The 14,802-nt window shown below is 63.5% G+C and carries 15 protein-coding genes and 1 tRNA gene; 8 read left to right on the top strand and 8 right to left on the bottom strand.

The annotated features are described in order from the left end of the window. Nucleotides 1-58: 58 nt before the first annotated feature. Nucleotides 59-1,192, bottom strand: a complete 1,134-nt coding sequence (locus tag ACFT1A_RS17180) for a Nif3-like dinuclear metal center hexameric protein (protein ID WP_378447945.1) — start codon at nucleotides 1,190-1,192, stop codon at nucleotides 59-61. Next, nucleotides 1,189-2,223, bottom strand: a complete 1,035-nt coding sequence (gene cobC, locus ACFT1A_RS17175; RefSeq protein ID WP_378447944.1) for an Rv2231c family pyridoxal phosphate-dependent protein CobC — start codon at nucleotides 2,221-2,223, stop codon at nucleotides 1,189-1,191. Before cobC ends, ACFT1A_RS17180 begins: the two co-directional genes overlap by 4 nt. A 56-nt stretch (nucleotides 2,224-2,279) precedes the next feature. Between cobC and ACFT1A_RS17170 the strand changes: the two genes are divergently transcribed. From ACFT1A_RS17170 to ACFT1A_RS17160, 3 genes are read left to right on the top strand one after another with little or no spacing between them, the layout of a single operon-like run. Then, entirely contained in the window at nucleotides 2,280-2,975 is a 696-nt protein-coding gene (locus tag ACFT1A_RS17170; RefSeq protein ID WP_378447943.1) for an HAD hydrolase-like protein, read from the top strand. Then, nucleotides 2,962-3,435, top strand: coding sequence for a low molecular weight protein-tyrosine-phosphatase (locus ACFT1A_RS17165; RefSeq protein ID WP_378447942.1), 474 nt, complete (start codon nucleotides 2,962-2,964; stop codon nucleotides 3,433-3,435). Before ACFT1A_RS17170 ends, ACFT1A_RS17165 begins: the two co-directional genes overlap by 14 nt. 48 nt (nucleotides 3,436-3,483) lie before the next feature. Beyond that, nucleotides 3,484-4,422: an SURF1 family protein gene (locus ACFT1A_RS17160; protein WP_378447941.1), complete on the top strand. Its 939-nt coding sequence runs from the start codon at nucleotides 3,484-3,486 to the stop codon at nucleotides 4,420-4,422. On the opposite strand, the gene ACFT1A_RS17155 is transcribed toward ACFT1A_RS17160, so the two are convergent. The 6 genes from ACFT1A_RS17155 to ACFT1A_RS17130 all read right to left on the bottom strand — a co-directional run bounded on the left by ACFT1A_RS17155 (nucleotide 4,363) and on the right by ACFT1A_RS17130 (nucleotide 7,419). Next, on the bottom strand, nucleotides 4,363-5,382 hold the full coding sequence (locus ACFT1A_RS17155; protein WP_378447940.1) for a cobalamin biosynthesis protein: 1,020 nt from the start codon (nucleotides 5,380-5,382) through the stop codon (nucleotides 4,363-4,365). The genes ACFT1A_RS17160 and ACFT1A_RS17155 overlap by 60 nt on opposite strands. A gap of 65 nt (nucleotides 5,383-5,447) precedes the next feature. Next, complete coding sequence (locus ACFT1A_RS17150) at nucleotides 5,448-5,672, bottom strand: hypothetical protein (RefSeq protein ID WP_311093638.1); 225 nt, start codon at nucleotides 5,670-5,672, stop codon at nucleotides 5,448-5,450. Nucleotides 5,673-5,764: 92 nt separating this feature from the next. Beyond that, nucleotides 5,765-5,836, bottom strand: a tRNA-Val gene (locus ACFT1A_RS17145). 32 nt (nucleotides 5,837-5,868) lie between these two features. After that, nucleotides 5,869-6,333 (bottom strand): peroxiredoxin, encoded by a 465-nt coding sequence (locus ACFT1A_RS17140; protein ID WP_317554954.1) that lies wholly within the window; start codon nucleotides 6,331-6,333, stop codon nucleotides 5,869-5,871. 36 nt (nucleotides 6,334-6,369) lie between these two features. Continuing rightward, nucleotides 6,370-6,795: a DUF3052 domain-containing protein gene (locus ACFT1A_RS17135; RefSeq protein WP_317554952.1), complete on the bottom strand. Its 426-nt coding sequence runs from the start codon at nucleotides 6,793-6,795 to the stop codon at nucleotides 6,370-6,372. A gap of 177 nt (nucleotides 6,796-6,972) precedes the next feature. Beyond that, a complete protein-coding gene (locus ACFT1A_RS17130; RefSeq protein WP_378447939.1) occupies nucleotides 6,973-7,419 on the bottom strand; it encodes a hypothetical protein in 447 nt (148 codons plus the stop codon). A 347-nt stretch (nucleotides 7,420-7,766) separates the two neighbouring features. Between ACFT1A_RS17130 and aceE the strand changes: the two genes are divergently transcribed. The 5 genes from aceE (at nucleotide 7,767) to ACFT1A_RS17105 (ending at nucleotide 14,704) form a co-directional block, all read left to right on the top strand. Beyond that, entirely contained in the window at nucleotides 7,767-10,622 is a 2,856-nt protein-coding gene (aceE, locus tag ACFT1A_RS17125; protein ID WP_378447938.1) for a pyruvate dehydrogenase (acetyl-transferring), homodimeric type, read from the top strand. Between the two features lie 99 nt (nucleotides 10,623-10,721). Beyond that, nucleotides 10,722-12,050: a PucR family transcriptional regulator gene (locus tag ACFT1A_RS17120; protein ID WP_378447937.1), complete on the top strand. Its 1,329-nt coding sequence runs from the start codon at nucleotides 10,722-10,724 to the stop codon at nucleotides 12,048-12,050. A 127-nt stretch (nucleotides 12,051-12,177) separates the two neighbouring features. Continuing rightward, the gene (locus ACFT1A_RS17115; protein ID WP_378447936.1) at nucleotides 12,178-13,086 is read left to right on the top strand and encodes an ACP S-malonyltransferase; all 909 of its coding nucleotides are present in this window, start codon (nucleotides 12,178-12,180) and stop codon (nucleotides 13,084-13,086) included. A gap of 84 nt (nucleotides 13,087-13,170) precedes the next feature. After that, the gene (acpM, locus tag ACFT1A_RS17110; protein WP_003941649.1) at nucleotides 13,171-13,446 is read left to right on the top strand and encodes a meromycolate extension acyl carrier protein AcpM; all 276 of its coding nucleotides are present in this window, start codon (nucleotides 13,171-13,173) and stop codon (nucleotides 13,444-13,446) included. Between the two features lie 7 nt (nucleotides 13,447-13,453). Further along, a complete protein-coding gene (locus ACFT1A_RS17105; RefSeq protein WP_003941591.1) occupies nucleotides 13,454-14,704 on the top strand; it encodes a KasA/KasB family beta-ketoacyl-ACP synthase in 1,251 nt (416 codons plus the stop codon). Nucleotides 14,705-14,802 lie beyond the last annotated feature (98 nt).

The raw sequence follows: 14,802 nt of genomic DNA, 5'->3' as shown, positions 1-14,802 counted from the left end.
GGCTCTCGAAGAACTGCTCTTGAATTGTTCGTGCAACCGTACCTTGCACAGCCCTGCACTAATGCGCACTCAAACACCACGGATCGGTGCGAATTGTCGAAACCCGGCTTTCCCACCCCGAATTGTCGGCAAACGCGGCATCGACCACAGATTTCGCCTGCGCACACCAGGGGTATTCGCTCGCCCAGTGTGCGACGTCGACCAGTGCCGGGCCACCGGCGCGAAGATGCTCGTCCGCGGGATGATGCCGCAGGTCCGCAGTGACGTAGACGTCGGCGCCCAGTCCCGCCACCACGTCCAGATACGAGTCGCCGGAACCGCCGCAGACCGCCACCCTGCTGACGGTCGCGTCTGGATCTCCAGCGGCGCGAACACCCCACTCGGTCGAGGGCAGTGAGCGCGCCACTCGCGCAGTGAACTCCCGCAAAGTTTCGGGGTGCTCGAGCTCACCTACCCGACCCAGACCGAGCGAACTGGGGAACGCTGCAAGTTCGAAAACGTCGAAGGCCGGTTCCTCGTACGGATGGGCAGTCCGCAGTGCGCCCAGCACCGCGCTTCGCTTTCCGCGCGGGGCAATCACTTCCACCCGATCCTCGCGAACCTGCTCCACAGCGCCGACAGTCCCGATCGTCGGATTCGCACCGTCGGCCGGAAGGAACTGACCCGTACCGGTGACGGTCCAACTGCACTGGCTGTAGTCACCGATCCGGCCCGCCCCGGCCTCGAAAAGTGCGTCCTGCACGACCGGCGCATTCTCCATCGGAATCATGACGACCCACTTGTCGAGCGGCTGCGTCGGCTTGGGTTCGATCGGGCGCAGCACGGTCAGGCCCAGAGCCTGCGCCAGAGCGTCGGATACTCCGGGGTCGGCGGAGTCCGCATTGGTGTGCGCCGAGAACAGCGCACACCCGGCCTTGATGAGCTTGTGGACCAACGCGCCCTTGGGGGTGTGAGCACCGACGGTATCCACCCCACGCAGCAGCAGTGGATGGTGAACAACGAGAAGGTCGGCGCCGGAGGCGATGGCGTCGTCGACCACGGCCTCGGTCGGATCCACCGCGAAAACCACTCTCGTCACAGCGTCGGCAGGATCGCCGCAGACCAGACCGACCGAATCCCACGATTCTGCCAGGGCAGGCGGATAGGCGGATTCCAGCACGGCTATGACGTCCGCAAGAGTTGGGCCGCTCACAAGATCTCCTTCATCGCTTCGATCAGAACCGAGACCTGCTCGGCTGGACGGACCGCCACACGCAACTGATCCGGCCCGAGCCCGGGAAAGGTGTCGCACCGGCGGACGGCGATACCGCGGGCACGCAGGTGCTCTCGCATCGCGGCACCGTCGCGGAGGTCGATGAGCACGAACGGCCCCGCCGCGGGTTCGTGCACGGCAATCCCGATCTCGGTCAGTCGCCGGGCCATGTCTCGGCGGTCTGCGGCAATCGCTTCGGCTTTGATCCTCGACTGCTCGACCGCGAACGGTTCGCAGCACGCCGTGATGGCTTCGATCTGCAGACTGCCCAGTGGCCAGTGCGCTCGGCCGTGCGCCAATCGAGCCAGAAGATCCGGAGAGCCGATCGCGTACCCACACCGCAATCCGGCGAGCGCCCACGTCTTGGTCAGGCTGCGAAGCACGAGTACATCCGCCGACTCGACACCCGCGACGCTCTCCGTTTCGCCGGGGACCGCGTCGCCGAAGGCTTCGTCCACCACCAGGATCCGGCCGGGCCGACGCAGTGCCAACACATCGGCCTCGGGGTGAAGCACGGACGTCGGATTGGTCGGATTACCCAGAACGACAAGGTCCGCGGATTCCGGTACCTGCGCAGCCCGAAGCTCGAAAGGCGGCTCCAGAATTACCTGCGTCACCGGTACACCGGCCTCTCGCAGCGCCAGTTCCGGCTCGGTGAAGGACGGGTGGATCAGTGCTGCCGAGCGAGAATTCAGGCGCGGCAACATCGCAAAACCCTCGGCACCGCCAGAGAGCAGCAAGACTTCTTCGGGTCGGCGCCCGTGCCGCTGCGCGACGGTTTCGCGGGCCTTCAGTTCCGCTGCAGCCGACGGATAGGAACCGAGCGTCGCCAGCCCTGCGGCCAGCCGATCCCGCAACCACTTCGGTGGGCCGGCGCCTTGAACGTTGACGGCAAAATCGAGCAACCCGGGCTCGGCTTCGACATCTCCGTGATGTCGCAAGCTCTCCAGGTCAACCGTTCCGGTACTCACCCGGCCAGCCTACGGTCGGGCACTGCGCGCGGACATCACCCCCGCCGTCCGGGACAATGAGAACCGTGACGACACCACCGCTCGACCGTTTTCCCGTAGTTCTGTTCGATCTGGACGGAACCATCACCGATTCCGCGCCCGGCATTCACGGCGGCTTCCGACATGCGTTGGCCACCGTCGGCCGGCCGGAGCCGACGGAGGAGATGCTGGCATCGGTCATCGGCCCGCCGATGGTCGACACCTTCAGATCACTCGGCATGACCCCGGCCGACGTCGACCGGGCGATCTCCGCGTACATCGAGCGATACGACGCGACCGGGTGGCAGGAGAACTCGGTGTACGAGGGCATGGACGTCGTCCTGGGCAAGGCTCGCGCGAACGGGACCCGGCTCGCCGTCGCCACCTCGAAGTCGGAACGGTTCGCCATTCGCATCCTCGAACATTTCGGCCTGGCCGAGCACTTCGAGTTCATCGGCGGGGCGAGCGACGACGGAACCCGCCGGGCGAAGCCGGACGTGATCGCGCACTCGCTGACCTCACTCGGGATCACTCCCGTCCTCGCCGCCGACGGCGGAACGCCCGACGTGCTCATGATCGGCGATCGTGACCACGACGTACTCGGCGCCGCGAAGTACGGCATTCCCACCGTCGTCGTCGAATGGGGCTACGGCTCTGCCGACGAAGCGCGGCAAGCTCATTGCTCCGTATCGTCGGCATCCGAACTGGGAGGACTACTCGATGGCCGCGCCTGAACCGCTCCATGTGACGTTTGTGTGCACCGGCAATATCTGCCGGTCACCGATGGCCGAGAAGATCTTGCTCGCGCATCTGGGCCGTGAAGGCCTCGCCGACCGGGTGCGTGTGAGCAGCGCCGGTACCGAGGGGTTTCACACCGGTAGCGAGGCCGACGAGCGGACCAACGTCGTGCTCCGCGCGGCCGGATATCCGACGGGCCACAGCGCCGCGCAGGTCAATGCAGATCATCTGGCGGCCGATCTGGTCGTCGCCCTCGACACCGGCCACGAACGTGAGCTTGCTCATCTCGGCGTGCCCACGGAGCGGCGGCGGCTACTGCGATCGTTCGACCCCGAGGCCGACGGCGAATCTGTCCCAGACCCGTACTACGGGGATCAGGAGGACTTCGAACTGGTTCGAGACCAGATCGAAGCGGCCATTCCCGACATACTCGACTGGATCCGTGAGCGGGCCTGAACCAGTAGCAAAATTCACTCCCGTTCGGGCAACGGATACCGTGGACGTGTGCGAAGACTGAAATTCCTGTTGCGGCCCGGTTGGTTGGTACTGGCAGCTGTGGTCGGGCTCTTCGCCTACCTGTGCTTCACCGTGCTCGCTCCGTGGCAGCTCGGCAAGAACACCAAGACCGAGCATCGCAATGATCTGATCTCGAACTCGATCAACGCGGAAACCGTGCCGATCGGTGATGTCATCTCCGATTCGACGATCGCACCGGACGACGAATGGCGAAACATCACCGCGGCCGGTTCCTACCTGCCGGACGCCGACATTCTCGTCCGCCTGCAGTCCATCGAGGGCGCGCCTTCGTACGAGATCCTGACGCCTTTCCGCCTGGACGACGGTCGCACGATCCTCGTCAATCGCGGATACGTTCGGCCGATCAACGGCGCCGAGGCACCTCCCATCGCTGCGCCGCCGACCGATCCGGTGACGCTCAACGGCCGCGTGCGTCTCTCGGAAGGCACTGCGCCCGGCAGAGTTCCGATGTTCGAGGACGGCGCGAAGCAGGTCTACTCCATCGACGCACAACCTATCGGCGAGTTCATCGGAACGGACCTGATCGACGCGTACATCCAGCTCGAACCCGACCAGCCCGGCGGTCTCGGCACGATTCCGCTCCCCCAACTCGACGCGGGTCCCTACCTCTCGTACGGGTTCCAATGGTTGGCTTTCGGCATCATGGCGCCGCTCGGTCTGGCCTACTTCATTCGCGCGGAGTGGCGCGAACGTCGCAAGGAGAAGGCAGCTCAAGCAGCTGTCGAGGGCTTTGCGACCGACGACGCCGCTACCGAGAAGACCCCAGAGGCAACGGCGTCCGCGCCTGCCGCACCCCCCGCTGAACCGGCTCGTACCTTCACCCGCCGTAAGAAGCCGGAACCGGAGTCAGTGCCGCTGACGGCGCAGGAAGCCAAACTTGCCGATCGATACGGCAATACCCGCTGAAATACCCGCTGCGACCACTGCTGCACTGATCTGCACCGCCGACGAAAGCCTCGACGCGCGGCGCAGATCGTTCGGCGCAGGCGCAGGCCCACCGCCGAGGACGGGCCGCATCTCCACACCGTGCGCGTACTCGGTCCGGCCTCCCAACGAAATGCCCAATGCCCCTGCCGCCGACGCTTCCGCGACGCCCGCATTAGGGCTTGGATGAGCCGCTGCGTCGCGTTTCCACGCTGTCAGTGATTCGCGCACCGAGCCGCCCACCACCGGTGCACACGCGGCCGTCAGCGCGCCTGTGAGCCGAGCCGGGACGATGTTGACCAAGTCGTCGAACCTCGCCGCGGCCCACCCGAATCTGAGGTACTTCTCGGAGCGGTAACCGATCATCGCGTCGAGTGTGTTGGCGGCGCGGTACGCGAACAGACCTGGCACGCCCGCAATTGCGCCCCAGAACAATGCGCCGACGCTCGCATCGGATGTGTTCTCGGCGACCGACTCCAGTGCAGCTCGTGTGAGGCCCTCTTCGCCAAGCACCGAGGGATCACGTCCACACAGTGAAGGAAGAAGCTCACGCGCTTCCGTCAGGTCGCCATCGACGCGGGAGGCCTCCAACCGCGCGGCCATGTCGTCGCCGGTGCGTGCGAGCGACGTCCCGCCGAGCACGGCCCAGGTGGCTAACGCCGTCGTACCCGTCACGGCCATCCAACCTGCCCGGCGCGACGCTGTTTCGGCCGCGAGGCCGAGCCCCGCGGTACCTGCCACGAGCACAGCGACATGAAGTGTTCCGGCCATCCTCGAGTCTCGGTAGGAAATCTTCTGCAGCGCGATAGCTGCGGTACCGAAGCCGGCAACCGGATGGAACCGCCCCGGATCGGCGAACACCCGATCCGCAGCGAAGCCGAGGAGAAGGCCGGCGGCTCGCGCACTGAATCGAGATTGGGACGAACGAACCGAAATTTGCACGAGCGTAGTTGTAGCAGCGACGCTCGTTCTCTGGCCAACCGTCACGTGTCTGCGCTAGCTGATCTCTACCCGTCCCAGTCGATCGTGAGATAGATCAAGCGGTGCATGCGATTGATTTCCCAGACACGGGCAACCCCTGTCGCCGGTGCGTCACCGTGGGAGCGAACCCGGATCGTCTGCCCCGGGAACAACGCAACACTCAGACTGGGCATCTCGGCGATATGTATGTGCGGACGGGTGGGATGCACACGCCTCGGGTCGACGGCTACTTCGATCACAGAACTGGACATGCGTCCAGAATGGCGTATTAAAGACAATTCGTTGTCGGAAATGAAAAACCCCGATCTGCATCGACATGCAGATCGGGGTTTGAATTCTTCGGTGGGCGCGGAGGGTTTCGAACCCCCGACCGCTGGTGTGTAAAACCAGAGCTCTACCACTGAGCTACACGCCCGAACTCCCGGTGAGACCCTCACCGGGAGTGCTCTAAGACTCTAGCGCGGCAAGCGCGTTTGCCCAAAGTCCGTGGTCACGGGCTTCTCCGGGGCCGTTCATCTCGGCAAAGCGAATGATTCCGTCTTTGTCGATCACAAAAGTGCCGCGATTCGCGAAGCCCAACTTGTCGTTGAACACGCCGTACTTCTGAGCGACTTCACCGTGCGGCCAGAAGTCCGACAGCAAGGGAAAGGTGTATCCCTGTTCTGCCGACCAGATCTTGTGGGTCGGCGAAGCACCGACAGAAATCGCGAGAATGGCAGTGTCGTCGTTCTCGAACTTCGGAAGCTCGTCACGGACCTTGCAAAGTTCACCCTGGCAAGTTCCGGTGAAGGCCAACGGATAGAAGACCAACAGAACATTCTTCTTGCCACGGAAATCTGCTAGCGAAACTTCCTGGTTGTTCTGGTCCTTCAAAGTGAAATCCGGTGCCTGGGCACCAACATCGAGGGGCATGTGCGATTCCTTGGGAAAGTACGGAAAAGGACCGGGTCAGCGCTTGTTGGCCGGACGGGCCTTCGGCTGAACCAATCGACTTCCCGACCAGTCACCGAGGTTGGCTGCCGATGTCTGGGTCAGGCCGGCAGTCGGCGCCGATTCGGCGATCTCACTGGGCTCGACGTGACCGTCGAAACCGGTCTTCGGGGTGAGGACCCACACAAAGCCTTCGTCGGCGAGCGGCCCGATGGCATCCATCAGAGCATCCACCAGGTCACCGTCCTCGTCGCGCCACCACAGCAGCACGACGTCGATGACCTCGTCGGAATCCTCGTCGAGCATTTCCCCGCCGATGGTTTCCTCAACCGCGGCACGAATGCCGTCGTCGGTATCCTCATCCCAGCCCAGTTCCTGCACCACCATGTCAGTGGTAATCCCGAGTTTCTGAGCGTAGTTCTGGGCATCCGCCGCGGCGACCACGGTGGGGTCCTCCTTTTGTTGATGGTGTGTGGCGACCCCGCACACCTACCGTTTGACGATCAATTAGGGAAAGCGAACATGGTCTGAGGCGTTAGCGCAAGCCGACCACGCCGAAAACTTTCTTCAAAGATCGTCTTCTGACACACGCCGAACCATACGCCTGCGGATTACCGCAGGTCACAGGGATCCACATTCGTCGAAGATCGACTTGCGAATCGAATTGCTCGCATCGCTGATCGAATTGATTTCATCCGCCGTGTGATCACTCTCGATCACGGCAGCAGACGAACGTAGGTTCGCGGCCAATTCGTCGAACAGTCCGGAAAGCTCCGCTGGAAGTTCACTCGAGACCGAGTCGAACCACGAAGCCGTTTCCCGTGCAGACGAAGCAGCGGTGCTCGCTTCGGCCCTCAAGTCCGACGCGCCTTGATTTCCGGCGTCGACGTAGGCGTTGAACGCGACCACGTCGTTTTTCGATCGAGAGACCGCTTCCTCACAGATCGTGAAGGCTGCTTCGGCAGCATCTGCTGCCGCTTTCGACGAAGACGCCGCCGCCACCGAAATGCTCACCTCGGATTCATACGCAGCGGCTTGCGATTCGTTCGGAACTGCCGATCCGGTCACCGCCGCAGAGCACCCCACGATCACAGACAACCCCACTGCGATCGATCCGATCGAAACCCACGCCCCGACCCTGCCGCAATTGATTTCTTTGTTTATTTTTCCCCACCCCTTCATACGTTCCGATCCATCCCCCAAGCCTGTGACTACGGGGAACCATCACGCCCCTGCGTCACGCCGAAAAACGCTACCCGAGAGTAACCAGAGGCGAGGTGTGCCGGACCGACCGGGATGGTGAAAGATGAGGTACGCGCCATATTCACGATGGAAGTGCGTCGGACCTAACAAGGCCTCGATCACCTATGTAAGGACGCCCCACCACGCGTCCCCAAACCAATGAGGAGCACACGTTGTCTGACCTGATCCAGGGTCCCGCGTCCGGGCAGAACGCCGATTCCGGCGCCGCCGGCGAGTCGGGTCCGCCCGCATCGAATACGCCGGGAGGAACCGACGGTCGCGTTCGCGTCATTCGCGAGGGTGTTGCCTCGTACCTTCCGGACATCGATCCGGACGAGACCACCGAATGGCTCGAATCATTCGACGGACTTCTGGATCGATCCGGGCCCACACGTGCCCGCTACCTTATGCTCCGCATGCTCGAACGCGCCGGCGAGAAGCACGTCGCACTCCCCGCGCTCACCTCGACCGACTACGTCAACACGATCCCGACCGAGAACGAGCCGTGGTTCCCCGGCGACGAAGAGGTCGAACGTCGCTACCGCGCCTGGATTCGTTGGAACGCCGCGATCATGGTCCACCGCGCTCAGCGGCCGGGCGTCGGCGTCGGCGGACACATCTCGACCTACGCATCGTCAGCAGCGTTGTACGAAGTCGGCTTCAACCACTTCTTCCGCGGCAAGGACCACCCCGGCGGCGGCGACCACATCTTCATCCAGGGTCACGCCTCCCCCGGCATCTACGCACGCGCCTTCCTCGAGGGCCGCATCCCCGCGGAACAGCTGGACGGATTCCGCCAGGAGAAGTCGCACGCAGACTTCGGCGGCGCACTGCCCTCCTACCCGCACCCGCGACTGCTTCCCGACTTCTGGGAGTTCCCGACGGTCTCGATGGGCCTCGGCCCGATGAACGCCATCTACCAGGCGCGGTTCAACCACTACCTCAACGACCGTGGCATCAAGGACACCACCGATCAGCATGTGTGGGCATTCCTCGGCGACGGCGAAATGGACGAGCCGGAATCACGCGGCTTGGCTCACGTCGCGGCAACCGAAGGCCTCGACAACCTGACGTTCGTCGTGAACTGCAACCTCCAACGCCTCGACGGCCCGGTCCGCGGTAACGGAAAGATCATCCAGGAACTGGAATCGTTCTTCCGTGGTGCCGGCTGGAACGTCATCAAGGTCGTCTGGGGTCGCGAGTGGGATGCGCTGCTGCACGCCGACCGCGACGGCGCACTCGTCAACCTGATGAACGTGACGCCGGACGGCGATTACCAGACGTACAAGGCCAACGACGGTGCATTCGTGCGCGATCACTTCTTCGGACGTGACCCCCGCACCAAGGAACTGGTCAAGGACCTCACCGACCAGGAAATCTGGAACCTCAAGCGCGGTGGCCACGATTACCGCAAGGTCCACGCCGCATACGCAGCCGCCATGGCTCACAAGGGCCAGCCGACGGTCATCCTCGCGCACACCATCAAGGGCTACACCCTGGGTAAGCACTTCGAGGGCCGCAACGCCACGCACCAGATGAAGAAGCTGACGCTGGACGATCTCAAGGCGTTCCGCGACATGCAGCACATCCCGATCTCGGACGCCGAGCTCGAGAAGGACCCGTACCTGCCTCCGTACTACCACCCCGGCGCCGACGCACCCGAGATCAAGTACATGCTCGACCGTCGTAAAGCACTGGGTGGGTTCCTGCCTTCGCGCAACACCGACGCGGCGCCGCTCAAGCTCCCCGAGGACAAGACGTACGACGTCATCCGCAAGGGTTCGGGCAAGCAGGAAGTCGCCACCACCATGGCGATCGTGCGCATCCTCAAGGAACTGTTGCGCGACAAGGAAATCGGCAAGCGCATCGTTCCGATCATCCCGGACGAGGCTCGCACGTTCGGTATGGACTCGTGGTTCCCGTCGCTGAAGATCTACAACCGCAACGGTCAGCTCTACACGTCCGTCGACGCCGAACTCATGCTCGCCTACAAGGAGAGCCCGATCGGCCAGATCCTGCACGAGGGCATCAACGAGGCCGGTTCGACGGCTTCGTTCACCGCAGTCGGCACGTCGTACGCCACCCACGGTGAACCGATGATTCCGCTGTACATCTTCTACTCGATGTTCGGTTTCCAGCGCACCGGTGACGGTCTGTGGGCGGCCGCCGACCAGATGGCTCGCGGATTCGTTCTCGGCGCGACCGCCGGTCGTACCACCCTGACCGGTGAAGGTCTCCAGCACGCCGACGGACACTCCCTGCTCCTGGCATCCACCAACCCCGCCGCTGTCACCTACGACGCCGCGTTCTCGTACGAGTTGGCGCACATCGTCAAGGACGGCTTGCGCCGCATGTACGGCGGAACCGAGGGCGTCGACGGCTTCGGTGGCGAGAACATCTTCTACTACCTCACCATCTACAACGAGCCGTACGTTCAGCCGGCCGAGCCCGAAGATCTCGACGTCGAGGGCTTGCTCAAGGGCATCTACCTCTACAAGACTTCCGAGGCCGCCGGCCCGAAGGCACAGATCCTGGTATCCGGTGTCGCGATGCCCGAGGGGCTGCGGGCGCAGAAGTTGCTCGCCGACGAGTGGGGCGTCTCGGCAGACGTCTGGTCGGTCACGTCCTGGGGTGAGCTGCGCCGCGAAGGCGTCGAATGCGAACGTCAGGCGCTGCTCAATCCGTCCGAGGATGCTCCGGTTCCCTTCGTCACCACGGCGTTGTCCTCGGCTCAGGGTCCCGTCGTCGCGGCTTCGGACTGGATGCGTGCGGTCTCGGATCAGATCCGTCAGTGGGTTCCAGGCGACTACACGACGCTCGGCACGGACGGGTTCGGTTTCTCCGACACTCGCACTGCGGCACGTCGCTACTTCAACGTCGATGCCGAATCCATCGTCGTTGCCGTGCTGATCGGTTTGGCGAAGGAAGGATCGATCGAGCGGTCCAAGGCCGTCGAAGCAGCGAGTCGGTACCGTATCGACGACGTGAATGCTGCGCCCGAGCAGACCGGGGACACCGGTAGCGCGTAAGTCCTAGCGCAACAGTCCGAGCGCTCGAAAACAGACCTACGCCCATCGCCGCGGGTGTCATCTCGACATCCGCTGCGGCGATGGGCGTAGGTTTTTCTCATGCCCGAACCTGATCCCGAGAAACCCGAAGAGGGTGTGCGCCGCACCCGACCACAGTCGTCCGGGTTGCAGGCTGTTCTCGCCCGCCGTCGTCAGGTTCGCGATCCACTCCCCGAGGCCCTGCTCCGCCGCGTCAAACAGTTCTCCGGTCGGCTCTCCACCGAGGCCGTGACCGTGATGGAGGAGCAGCTTCCCTTCTTCGACAGTCTCGACGCTTCGCAACGCGCCGACGTTCAACTCTTGGTGCAGACATCGGTGGTGAACTTCCTCGAATGGCTGCGGCAACTCGACTCGGAGATCAGCTTCGGATACGAGTCTTTTCCGGTCATCCCTCAGGACCTTGCTCGACAGCTCACGCTGCGCCAGACCGTCGACATGGTCCGGGTGGCGATGGAGTTCTTCGAGAAATGGCTACCGGCTCTCGCGCGCAACGATCAGCAGCTGATCGCGCTGACGGAGGCCGTCCTGCGCTACGGACGTGAACTCGGCTTTGCAGCGGCGACGGTGTACGCAAGTGCTGCCGAATCTCGTGGAGCCCTGGACACGCGGCTGGAAGCGCTCGTCGTCGACGCCGTCGTGCAGGGCGACACCGGTTCGGACATGCTTTCCCGCGCCGCCACTTTGAACTGGGATGCCACTGCCCCGGCCACCGTCATCGTCGGGTCTCCCCCGCCGGACGAGCGGGTCTCGGTTGCCGGCACCGTCCACGCGACTGCCGCCGCGCACGGGCGCGCTGTTCTTGCCGTGGTGCAGGGTCCGCGGCTGGTGATGATCGTCAGCGGCGAGCTGAGCAGCAAGACGGAAGGCAGCCAGTTCCTTCAAGACCTGCTCATGAGTTTCGCCGACGAGCCGGTGGTGATCGGCCCGACAACGCCCTCGTTGAGCGCAGCGCACTTCAGTGCGTCCGAAGCTCTCGCGGGAGTCAAGGCCGTTGCCGGGTGGCGCGGCGCACCTCGTCCCGTTTTCGCGACTGAACTGCTCCCGGAACGGGCACTACTGGGAGACGCCGCTGCCGTAAAGGCTCTTCGCGATTTCCTGGTCGCACCTTTAGCTGAATCCGGCACAGTCTTGACCGATACTTTAGACAGTTATCTCGACTGTGGAGGTGCGGTTGAGACTTGTGCACGTCTTCTGTTTGTTCATCCAAATACCGTTCGGTACCGCTTGAAGCGAATCGCGGAAGTTACCGGCCGGGATCCTACGAATCCTCGGGACGCATACGTACTACGGATCGCCGCTACCGTGGGCCGATTGACACAAATCGATCTCAAATCGAACAATTCGGTTACTTCAGTCACATCTTTAACATCCGGACAAACAAACCTGTAACCCCCGAGCGTCCAATTTCGATGGCCGAGCGCGACGTGGGATTTTGTGGGAACCCTACAAAACACTTCGCCAGAGTTCATCGCGACCGACATCTCGCAGGTTGCTCGCGGCGGTGTTCTCTTAATAAGTGATTTCGTTGCTCGCCCCGGGACAGGGCTCTCAGACACCCGGCATGCTCAGCCCCTGGCTGGCATTGCCCGGAGCGCAAGACCGCCTCGAAGTGTGGTCGAAGGCAGCCGGCCTGGACTTGGTCCGCCTCGGCACGACCGCAACTGCCGAAGAAATCACCGACACCTCGGTGACACAGCCCCTCGTCGTCGCCGCCGCTCTGCTGGCATACGAGGAAATCGAATCACGCGGGCTGCTCGGCGCCGACGTCATCGCTGCCGGCCATTCGGTGGGTGAACTTGCCGCCGCTGCGGTCGCCGGAGTGATCTCCGCTGACGACGCGGTTGCACTTGCTGCAATTCGCGGCGCCGAGATGGCCAAGGCCTGCGCACTCGAGCCGACCGGCATGTCGGCAGTTCTCGGTGGAGACGAAGCCGAAGTACTCGCACGACTCGAAGAACTCGGACTCGAAGCGGCCAACCGCAATGCAGCCGGCCAGATCGTGGCCGCCGGCCTGCTCACCGCACTAGAAGAACTCGCGGCGAATGCGCCCGAAAAGGCACGAGTCCGAGCACTGCCTGTCGCCGGCGCGTTCCACACCCGCTTCATGGCACCTGCACAGGACGCCGTCGCAGCTGCTGCCGCCAAGATCACCCCGTCCGATCCGACGCGCACGCTGCTTTCCAACTCGGACGGCGCACCGGTTTCCTCGGGCGCCGACGCCCTCACCAAACTTGCCGCGCAGGTTACCCGCCCCGTTCGCTGGGATCTTTGCTCCGCTTCGTTGCGGACCGCAGAAGTCACCGCGATCGTGGAACTCCCGCCGGCCGGAACCCTCGTCGGAATTGCCAAGCGTGAAATGCGTGGCACACCGACGGTGGCCCTCAAGAACCCGGAGGATATCTCCGCACTGTCCGAGCTGACCTAGCTCGGACGCCCTACCGGCTGATCAGCCCCAACGGCGGCCGGACGTTTCACCCCACCTCAATCGATCAAGAAGGGAGCCACACCAGTGGCCCACACTCAGGAAGAAATCATCGCGGAACTCGGCCAGATCGTGGAGGAGGTCACCGGTATCGAGCCTTCCGAGGTCACCGTTGACAAGTCCTTCGTGGACGACCTCGATATCGACTCCCTGTCCATGGTCGAGATCGCTGTTCAGACCGAAGACAAGTACGGCGTGAAGGTCCCCGACGAGGATCTTGCAGGCCTGCGCACCGTCGGCGACATCGTCGCGTACATCCAGAAGCTCGAAGCCGAAGGCGCCGAAGCCAAGAACGCAGAGTGAGCCGACCGTGACTTCCGCTTCTACCCGCAAAGGGAAATTCCCCGACATCGTCGTCACGAGCCTCGCGACGTCGACGTCGGTGGCTGGTGATGTGGATGGCACGTGGAAGGCGCTACTCGCCGGCGAAAGCGGCATCGGAATCCTCGATGACCCGTTCATCGACGAGTTCGACCTTCCCATTCGCATCGGCGGGCACCTGAAGGTTTCACCGGACGAGGGCTTGTCCCGCGTCGAAATTCGACGGATGAGCTGGGTGGAACGCCTTGCCCTCACGTTGAGTCGCACGGTCTGGAGCAACGCCGGCAGCCCTGAAGTCGATCAGGACCGCCTGGCCGTTGTCATCGGCACCGGGCTCGGCGGCGGCGACACGCTCATCGACGCCGTCGACAAGCTCCGCGGCGGCGGATACCGCAAGGTGTCCCCGTTCTCGGTGCAGATGGTCATGCCCAACGGACCGGCCGCAACGGTCGGGCTCGAGCTCGGAGCACGCGGTGGCGTCATCACCCCGGTTTCAGCATGTTCGTCGGGTTCCGAGGCAATTGCTCACGCTCACCGCATGCTCGTCATGGGTGACGCGGACATGGTTGTGGCTGGTGGAGTCGAGAGCTTCATCGACGCGGTTCCGATCGCGAGCTTTGCCATGATGCGTGCGATGAGCACCAACAACGACAATCCGGCCGCAGCTTCACGTCCTTTCGACAAGGATCGCGACGGATTTGTCTTCGGCGAAGCCGGCGCCCTGATGATCCTCGAAACCGAGGAGCACGCAAAGGCACGCGGGGCAACGATTCACGCCCGCCTGCTTGGTTCCGGAATCACTTCGGACGGGTACCACATCGTGGCACCGCATCCGGAAGGCCTGGGCGCGGCGCGAGCCATGACCCGAGCAATCGAGATGGCCGGACTGACGAAGTCCGACATCAAGCACATCAACGCCCACGCCACTGCGACGCCGATCGGTGACATCGCAGAGGCAAAGGCAATCAACGCAGCGGTCGGCAATCACGCTGCGGTGTACGGCCCGAAATCCGCGCTGGGACACTCGATCGGCGCTGTCGGCGCCCTCGAATCAGTCCTGACGGTTCTGGCAGTGCGTGACGGGATCATCCCGCCCACGCTCAATGTTGACAGCCAGGATCCAGAGATCGATCTCGATGTCGTCAAGGGTGAACCCCGAACCGGCTCTTTCGATTTCGCACTGAACAACTCGTTCGGTTTCGGTGGGCACAATGTCGCGCTCGCCTTCGGTCGGGCCTAGCCCGAACCGCGGTTTGCACCTGTCCGCGGGTGTCGTTGCAACACAACGTCACCCGCGGACAACACCGACCTTTCGTTCCACCCAAGGCTCGTACTGAA

Origin of the sequence: Rhodococcus sp. NPDC057135, assembly GCF_042670865.1 — a bacterium.
Lineage (GTDB): Bacteria > Actinomycetota > Actinomycetes > Mycobacteriales > Mycobacteriaceae > Rhodococcus_F.
This window is presented reverse-complemented; position numbering and strand designations above follow the sequence as displayed.

Excerpts from the sequence above, each read along its gene's own strand:
- ACFT1A_RS17170 (WP_378447943.1), top strand. The coding sequence starts at position 2,280 with ATGAGAACCGTGACGACACCACCGCTCGACCGTTTTCCCGTAGTTCTG.
- ACFT1A_RS17165 (WP_378447942.1), top strand. The coding sequence starts at position 2,962 with ATGGCCGCGCCTGAACCGCTCCATGTGACGTTTGTGTGCACCGGCAAT.
- ACFT1A_RS17150 (WP_311093638.1), bottom strand. The coding sequence starts at position 5,672 with ATGTCCAGTTCTGTGATCGAAGTAGCCGTCGACCCGAGGCGTGTGCAT.
- ACFT1A_RS17140 (WP_317554954.1), bottom strand. The coding sequence starts at position 6,333 with ATGCCCCTCGATGTTGGTGCCCAGGCACCGGATTTCACTTTGAAGGAC.
- ACFT1A_RS17120 (WP_378447937.1), top strand. The coding sequence starts at position 10,722 with ATGCCCGAACCTGATCCCGAGAAACCCGAAGAGGGTGTGCGCCGCACC.